The sequence below is a fragment of the Dehalococcoidales bacterium genome (assembly GCA_030698765.1).
Taxonomy (GTDB): Bacteria; Chloroflexota; Dehalococcoidia; order Dehalococcoidales; family UBA2162; genus JAUYMF01.
The window spans coordinates 1-7,511 of sequence record JAUYMF010000027.1 but is presented as its reverse complement, the minus strand read 5'-3'; the positions used below and the strand labels follow the sequence as shown (position 1 = coordinate 7,511).

The 7,511-nt window shown below is 55.6% G+C and carries 9 protein-coding genes and 1 riboswitch; of the genes, 3 read left to right on the top strand and 6 right to left on the bottom strand.

Features of this window, described 5'->3' with window-relative positions:
• From Q8Q07_01285 to Q8Q07_01275, 3 genes are all read right to left on the bottom strand, one after another.
• The coding region (locus Q8Q07_01285; protein MDP3878924.1) for a hypothetical protein at positions 1-275 on the bottom strand (275 nt) is incomplete at its 3' end.
• 18 nt (positions 276-293) lie between these two features.
• Positions 294-497 (bottom strand): hypothetical protein, encoded by a 204-nt coding sequence (locus Q8Q07_01280; GenBank protein ID MDP3878923.1) that lies wholly within the window; start codon positions 495-497, stop codon positions 294-296.
• Positions 498-509: 12 nt separating this feature from the next.
• A complete protein-coding gene (locus Q8Q07_01275; protein ID MDP3878922.1) occupies positions 510-1,163 on the bottom strand; it encodes a substrate-binding domain-containing protein in 654 nt (217 codons plus the stop codon).
• Positions 1,164-1,250: 87 nt separating this feature from the next.
• Positions 1,251-1,372: riboswitch (molybdenum cofactor riboswitch) on the bottom strand.
• Between the two features lie 192 nt (positions 1,373-1,564).
• On the opposite strand from Q8Q07_01275, the gene Q8Q07_01270 reads away from it, so the two are divergent.
• Positions 1,565-2,107: an AAA family ATPase gene (locus Q8Q07_01270; protein MDP3878921.1), complete on the top strand. Its 543-nt coding sequence runs from the start codon at positions 1,565-1,567 to the stop codon at positions 2,105-2,107.
• Positions 2,104-2,586: a cytidine/deoxycytidylate deaminase family protein gene (locus Q8Q07_01265; GenBank protein ID MDP3878920.1), complete on the top strand. Its 483-nt coding sequence runs from the start codon at positions 2,104-2,106 to the stop codon at positions 2,584-2,586. The genes Q8Q07_01270 and Q8Q07_01265 overlap by 4 nt, the downstream gene beginning before the upstream one ends.
• A gap of 11 nt (positions 2,587-2,597) precedes the next feature.
• Here the strand turns inward: Q8Q07_01265 and Q8Q07_01260 are convergent, their stop codons facing one another.
• Both Q8Q07_01260 and Q8Q07_01255 read right to left on the bottom strand, forming a co-directional pair.
• Complete coding sequence (locus tag Q8Q07_01260; protein ID MDP3878919.1) at positions 2,598-3,908, bottom strand: MFS transporter; 1,311 nt, start codon at positions 3,906-3,908, stop codon at positions 2,598-2,600.
• A 271-nt stretch (positions 3,909-4,179) separates the two neighbouring features.
• The gene (locus tag Q8Q07_01255) at positions 4,180-4,692 is read right to left on the bottom strand and encodes a deoxyuridine 5'-triphosphate nucleotidohydrolase (protein ID MDP3878918.1); all 513 of its coding nucleotides are present in this window, start codon (positions 4,690-4,692) and stop codon (positions 4,180-4,182) included.
• 76 nt (positions 4,693-4,768) lie between these two features.
• Between Q8Q07_01255 and Q8Q07_01250 the strand changes: the two genes are divergently transcribed.
• A complete protein-coding gene (locus Q8Q07_01250; GenBank protein MDP3878917.1) occupies positions 4,769-5,563 on the top strand; it encodes a Cof-type HAD-IIB family hydrolase in 795 nt (264 codons plus the stop codon).
• 337 nt (positions 5,564-5,900) lie between these two features.
• Here the strand turns inward: Q8Q07_01250 and Q8Q07_01245 are convergent, their stop codons facing one another.
• Positions 5,901-6,983 (bottom strand): MaoC family dehydratase N-terminal domain-containing protein, encoded by a 1,083-nt coding sequence (locus tag Q8Q07_01245; protein MDP3878916.1) that lies wholly within the window; start codon positions 6,981-6,983, stop codon positions 5,901-5,903.
• Positions 6,984-7,511 lie beyond the last annotated feature (528 nt).

Genomic DNA, 7,511 nt, shown 5'->3' with positions numbered 1-7,511 from the left:
CCCAGCGGCCCGGCCCGGGAAAAGAGGACGAGGACAAACAGTCCGATGGCGACCGTGGGTACGCTGTAGAACGTCTGGATCAGGTTGAGAAGGCTCCTCTTGCCCGGGAAAGAGGCGAAGTGAAGCAGGCTACCCAGGGGCAGGCAGAGCAGAGAAGCCAGCGCCGTCGAGGTCACGGAAATACCCAGTGACCTCCCGGCGAGCTCCCTTATCTCCGGGTCAAGGCTGACTATCAGCTCAATGGCCTTGATCAGGCTCTGCCATAGCTCGGTCAACTTTTATCCTCCGGTAGCCTATCCGGGTTCTGCCCCCGTCCAGGGAACGAACAGCTGCATGCCGTAGTCCCTGACGCCATAATTCCCGATTAGCTCCTGTATCTCGGTTGAGGTGAGGAAGCTTATCAGGTTATCGGCCATCTCGATATTCTTCACCGGCGCCTTTTCCGGGTTGACGGCGATGGCGGAATAGACGTTAAGCAGGATACCGCCCTTGTCCACGATTGGCGCCAGCTACAGTTTAACCTTGTAGGCGAGGTAGGTGCCCATTTCGGTGAGGGTATATGCCTGCTTCTCGCTGGCCATGTTCAGCGTCGCCCCCATGCCGCCCCCCGCCTCGATGTACCAGTCGCCCGCTTGCCTCACGGCCTCGTACTCATACCCGGCTTCTTGCCATATCGCTTTCTCTTTGGCATGTGTGCCGGAAGCGTCGCCCCGGGAGACAAAACTGCCGCTGCCGGTCTCCATCAGCTTCCTGAAGGAGGCTTCCGGGCTCATGCCCTTGATACCGGCCGGGTCGGACGGCGGCCCCACGATGAGGAAGTAGTTATAAGCAAAGGGGACGCGCTCCACCCCGTAGCCGTCAGCGATAAACTGCTCCTCCGCAGCTTTGTCGTGGACGGTGATGACGTCCACATCCCCCCTCCGCCCGTACTCCAGAGCTTTACCGGTGCCGGCGTACATGACATCCAGCTCGACGCCGTACTTCTGCTCGAACATGGGTTCCAGGTAGCCCCAGAGTCCGGTGTCATAGAGGCTGGTGGTGGTGGCGACTCTCAGTCTCGTTTTCGGGGCCAGAGGCTGCGCCGTTGATGGCGCGCACCCCGCCATCAACGCCAGCAGGCTCAAGATAATTATTATGCTGGTCAAACAGGCTATTTTTTTCAAGGTTGTACCTCCCAAAAATCTCATCCACCATAGACGCGTCAGCCAATAAAAAAGCACCTCAAAGGAGGTGCTCTGCCGACGTAAACAAACGTCCGCATAATGCTCTCCTTTTCAAATACGGGAGGCGCAAGCGTTTCCCCTTGCACCTATCGGTTGCGGCTCATAGGCAAATCACCCTTAGTTACCGCAACTCGGAGGCTTCATATTCAGCTCGGCAGGCTTCCACCTTACCGGCATATTCAATATAGCCTATCGGCTGCGGGCAAGTCAATTCCGGGGGGCGGTGGGTAAAGTGTTAGGTTTCCCTCAAGGGTTAAAAAATCAATCAGTTACAGATAGGACTTTGCCATTTGCCAGGCGACCTCCTGTCCGCCTATAATGAAAATGTATCAGCAAAAGCTATGAGAATAATCGCAATTGTCGGGATGGCCGGCTCCGGAAAATCAGAGGTAGCCCGCCTGTTCCAGGAAAACGGCTACACCAGAATCCGGTTCGGTGATGTCACTGACCGGGAAGTAGCCCGCAGAGGCCTGGAGCTAAACGAGGAAAATGAGCGCCATGTCCGGGAACTGCTGCGCCGGGAACAGGGCATGGACGCCTATGCCAAACTGAACCTGCCCGCTATTGACGCCGCTCTGAAAGACAGCAAAGTGGTGATTGACGGTCTTTATTCCTGGGAAGAATATACTTTCCTCAATGACCATTACGGCGCCGATTTCTATGTGGTGGCGGTCTGGGCATCGCCCAAAACAAGGTACGCCCGGCTGACCGGCCGCCCGGAGCGTCCTCTGACCGTGGCGGAAGCCTCCAGCCGTGACCGGGCCGAAATTGAGAACGTCAACAAGGGCGGTCCCATCGCTATGGCTGATGTTACCATCATCAATGAGGACTCTCTAGCTGAGATGGTAGCGACAACCAAATCTGTTATCGACAGGCTGAAATGAACGGAACAAGCCGACCGGATCTGGACGAATACTTTTTGAAGATATCCTCAGTGGTGGCGGAAAGGGCGACCTGCCGCCGTCACCACGTGGGCGCCGTGGCGGTAAAGGACAAGCATATTCTGACTACCGGCTATAACGGGGCTGCCTCCGGTCTCAAGGACTGCCTGGAGCTGGGCTGCTTGAGAGATGAGCTGGGGATACCATCAGGGGAACGCCATGAGATATGCCGCGCCATCCATGCCGAGCAGAATGTCATCATCCAGGCTGCCCTCCATGCCGTCAGCCTGGATGGCAGCACCATCTACTGCACTCACACCCCGTGCGTGCTCTGCGCCAAGATGCTGGTCAACGCCCGCATCAGGCGGTTTGTCAGCTTCGGCAAGTACAACGATGATGAATTTATTGACCTGTTCCGGGAAGCGGGCATCGAGATTGACATCAAGCCCAGACCTTCAGCGCAAATAGGCTACCTTGATTAGCCGGATCTAATTCACGCGGGTGGCGGAATAACCGCTTTCCGCCTTTCCCAGTTACCCGGCGGCATCCTGAGCAGAAGAACCAGCCCCGCCGTTATCAGCGTGGCTACCAGGGCAATTAAAAAGGCGGGAATATAACTGCCTCTGGTATCGAAAATATAGCCGGCAAAGGCTGAACCCAGCGCTGCGCCAGCCCCCCAGGCAACATTCAATACCCCCATAATCATGCCGAGATTACGCAGACCGAAGATATCTCCAAACTGGGCTACAATCGGCGGCCCGATTCCTCCGTTAGAGAGTCCAAAAATAACGGCAAAAAGATAGAGTAACCCTAAATTAAACGGTTGCATCAGCAACAGTATGCCTCCGGCCAGCAGCAGAACACAGATAATCGCCGCCAGCCTCCGTCCGGCGATATCAGAAACTCTGCCGATGAGCAGCCGCCCGATGACGGTTACCGCACTGAGCAGACTCAGTATCGAAGCTGCCCCGGCGGGTGTGATGCCGGAATCGATAGCATGGGGCACGATATGGGTCAACACCATCAGGATGCAGAAAGCGAGGAAGAACCAGGCGGCAAACAGGAGCCAGAAGTTTCTCGTCTTTGCCGCCTGCCGAATAGAAAGTCCATCCATCTGGCTATTATTACCCTGTTTTCCGGGAGCGCCTGTTGCTGACGGATCGCTCAGCACTAAAGTAGATGCTTCACCCGGAACTCTGCGCAGCAGCAGCGCGCACGGCGTTATCGTGACCAGGGCGATAATTCCCATGACGAAATAAGAGGTGTTCCAGTCATAACGCTCGATAAGCCAGGTGGCAAAGGGCGCTACCAGCATCGGGCCGACACCCATCCCGGCGCCGACAACGCCTACTGCCAGCACCCGCCTCCGGTCAAACCACTTGGAGGTCGTTGACATCATAATGGTATAAATCGGCCCGATACCTATCGCCAGCAGCAGGCTGTAGCTGATGAATAAATGCCACGGAACTGAAGCCCGGCTGGTCAGCAGCAGCCCCAGCCCGGTAAAGAGCCCCGCCAGGATGACCACTATTTTGGCTCCGTAACGGTCCAGTCCCCACCCGCTGAGAACACCAAAAAAAGAACCCAGGACGATATAAACGGAGAATATCCCTGAGGTCAGCATGCGGCTCGAGCCAAAGTCCTCGATCAGGGGTTTGAAAAACACGCCGAAAGATGTGCTGATGCCGAAACTGATAACCCCGACCAGAAAAAGGGCGCCCACCACCACCCAGCCATAATAAGACATCCCTTCTCCGTCCAGACTGGAACCGGAGTCAGATTGCCAGACAGACCGTAACGCCAAAGTGAACTAGCCTCCTTCGGTAAACTCGGGATAAGTCCTTTACTGACAACAGGCATCGTCGGCACTGCCTGATTATAATTAACAGCCACTAATTAAGGTTCCGTTTGCCATCTGGCGGTCAAACCACCATTGTTATGAAAATAGCCCCGGCGTCACCCGGATTCCGCATCAAGCCTGTCCTGGCGACAGGCCAGGGTACAGAATGACGGAGAGTGGTCGTTTCGGAATGGTCTCGTCATGGTCCCGCCAACCGAGACCCCTGACCCCTCAATTATATATTTTCCCGCTGGTAGACCCCGCTATAACCCCCGGTCTCACCGGTCAGACGCAGGAAAATGAGCTGCAAGACCCGGGCATCCCGCTGCGTCCGGAACCCCTGGGGATTATGCACCACCAGCAGCGATTGAGAACGTCCGGAGTAGCCGGCGTCCCACACCGCCGTCTCCACGGAGACGCCACAGCGCAGCAGACTTGACCTGGGTCTGCCTAATGCCATAATATTATTGGGCAGGTGGACAATCTCATTGAAGGTAATAATATAGATGCCGGGCTCCAGGTCAATGAAGCCCTGCCCGTCAAAAGCCAGTGGCGTTAAACCGGGCACCAGTCTCTGATGGTTGCTGACAGCTACCCTGCCTGATGACTGGAGCCGGGCTACTTCACGCAGCGTCAGGTCAATCCCGTTAGGCTGTACCTGCGCCTCAAGGTCGATATAGGCTTCGACCAGGGGAGGCTCCCGCTGCAATAGCTTTTGAATATCCGGCCCGGACAAGACGGCAGTCATCGCTTACCAGTATAGCACTTTTCCGTCCCGAAAAGATAAGGAGGACAGGACAATAGATAACTCTTATAAACTCCTGGTGGCAGACGTGGATGGTACGCTGTTAGGCAAGCAGGGGACCATCTCCACGGAAGACAAACAGGCTTTAGCCAGGGCTTATAAAACCGGCATCGGGATTTCCCTGTCCACCGGGAGGGTAAGGCAGACCTCTCTGAAAATCATTGACCAGCTATCACTTGACGGCTACCACATCTTTTTTGACGGAGCCCTGGTGAACAATCCGGAGACCGACGACACCGTGTACGGTCGTCCTATCAGCCGGGAGAAAATCAGGCAGATGATTGAGTTCGCTCACCGGAGCGGGGTAACCATCGATTTCTATTCGGTAAGCCACTTTTTCGCCGAGGAGGAGAACTGGACGACCGATATCCGCCGTGAGTTCTTCGGCATCGAGCCTGTTATCGTTGATTTCGACCGGCTCTGGCAGGAGGAAGAGATCTTCAAGGGGACGCTGGTGGTAGCCTCAGCGGAGGAAAAGGCCAGGGCTGAATTTTTCTGCCGTCATTTCGGGGACAGCATCAGCTTCTCGGTAACCAGTACGCCGTCCTACCCGGGGGTCGACTTTATTAACGTGCTCGCTCCCGGAGTGTCCAAGGGCGAGGCACTGGAAGCGCTGGTCTCCCACCTGGGAGTACCACTGAGCGCGGTTGCCGCCATCGGGGATGGGGTGAACGATGTCTCACTGCTGGCTAAAGCGGGGCTGGCGATTGCCATGGATAATGCCCCGCCCGAGCTGAAGGCGGTAGCCGACCATATCACCCGGGATGCCGACCACAACGGCGTGGCGGCAGCTATCGAGCGGTTTTTACTGTAATGAGTCCCATAACCTTGGGAAAAGGTCTTATTGATTCTTTTGGTAATGTCATTGCTTGACCATTCCGACCCCGTATCGGTGTACGGGGTAAACTCCGGCGGTAGGCTTCAGCCCGAGTTCAGCGTTCGACTGAGCTCACGCCGAAGTCCCGAGGGCGAAGCAATCTATATGTGGGGAAGGTACCCCCCGCCTCTCGGATTGCCACGTCGGCGGCGCCTCCTCGCAATGACACAGAAAACAACCAATGCAAACAGAACTCAGTGAAAAGGCGGCTCTCAAATGAGAGCCGCCTTCAGATTAAACCGCGGATCTTCCGCCTCAGGTCTCCTGGTTTAACTTAGCCTCTTGACGGGAGGATGACGGTGGCGCTGCCGGTGAGAGTAGGCAGCTCAGCCTGGTTGAGGTTCTTTATATCAATATCCACCAGGTGCTCACCGTTCTCGACGTATTTCTTCAGCACCTTGGCGAACACCGTATTGACGTCACCAACGACATTGGGATGGCGCACCGTGAAACGGAACTTCTTGAGAGCGCCGTCATCACCCATCCAGTCGGTCGCAATCTGCATCAGCCAGCATGATGTGTGCGGCCCGTCAGCAAACATGCCGGGCATATTGCGGCGCTCCACGGAGTACTTGTGGTCGAGGTGCCCCGTGGCCAGGTAGGTAGTCCCCTCGGTCTCCTCCCTCTTGGCGCGGTTGGAGCCGTGGCCCCGGCAGACCAGAAACCAGAAGAATACCTCTTTCTCGGTAAACGTTCCTTTCTTCAGGGTCGGCAGTTCTTCCCCTTCCTTGACATCTTCCCAGTAACGCGTCTCGGCGCCCCGTCTCGTTCTCTCCCAGACCAGCGGGTCAGGCGGTTCGCCGACTACTTCCCCTTTGGGAGTCCGGTCATAGTTCATTGCCCTGCCGATATTCAGGTATTTAGCTACAATGGCGTTAAGGGTGGCCACCAGCTCCCGGCGCTGGTTGTAAAATTGGGTCAGCCCCGAGCACAACAGGATGGGACCCAGGCGCTGGCTCTGCTTGTTTTGCACATCACCGACTGTCTCTTTGACATAAATTTTGTCACCCACCCAGATGGGGCGGAACCACTCCATCTCACCACCGGCGTAGTTTATCGGAAAATACTTGTTGGACAGGCGCTCACGGGGAATAATGCCGTTGCTGGCAACCCCGGCGCCGATAGACGGGCTGAATACCCAGTTTGGCGGCGCCGTAATCGCGCCGAACCGGCTATTGCCGGCGTATGCCTCGTCTCTCCAGAGGGGATTGTAATCGCCGATACCATCGGTGTAAGACCGGATATTGTCCAGGCTGGCCTCTTTAATCATGCCGGTGGGGGGTAATACCGTCCCGATCCCTTTCCGGCGTTCAGCCTCAAACTCTTCCAGTGTTGTTATCAGGTTTGCCTTTGCCATAGTTCTGCTCCTCCATATATAAAATAATGTTCAGCCCCAAAACCCCGTAACCTCATGTCTGCACAACCAATTCCTTTTTCTCCTTTCCTTGCATAATATGAGACAAGACCGGCCCGGTAAGCGTCCAAAAACTCTAATATAACCCTCAGTATAATCCCGCTGGTAAGATATTTCAAATTGAGTCCGGATAATTGTTTTTGCCCCATGAACTGCGGTACGGGAGCCGGAAAGGTATTCTGAGGGAAACTCATGCCAGGAACCAACCTGGAATTATTTAAGGGAATCAATAAGACGCTATACCAGTACCAGGTAACACTTATAGTTACGCTGCCGCCACTGCTGTCATTGCGAGACCATTCCGCCGCAGGCGGAAGGCTTCAGCCCGAGGGCGAAGCAATCTCGGCGGGGGCGGAATTATCCCTTACCCCCAGATTGCCACGTCGTCCACCGGAGGCGGACTCCTCGCAATGACAACACGAGTAACGTGCTTTTTATTGGAAAACGATTCGTTCCACTTCTTGAGCGAAA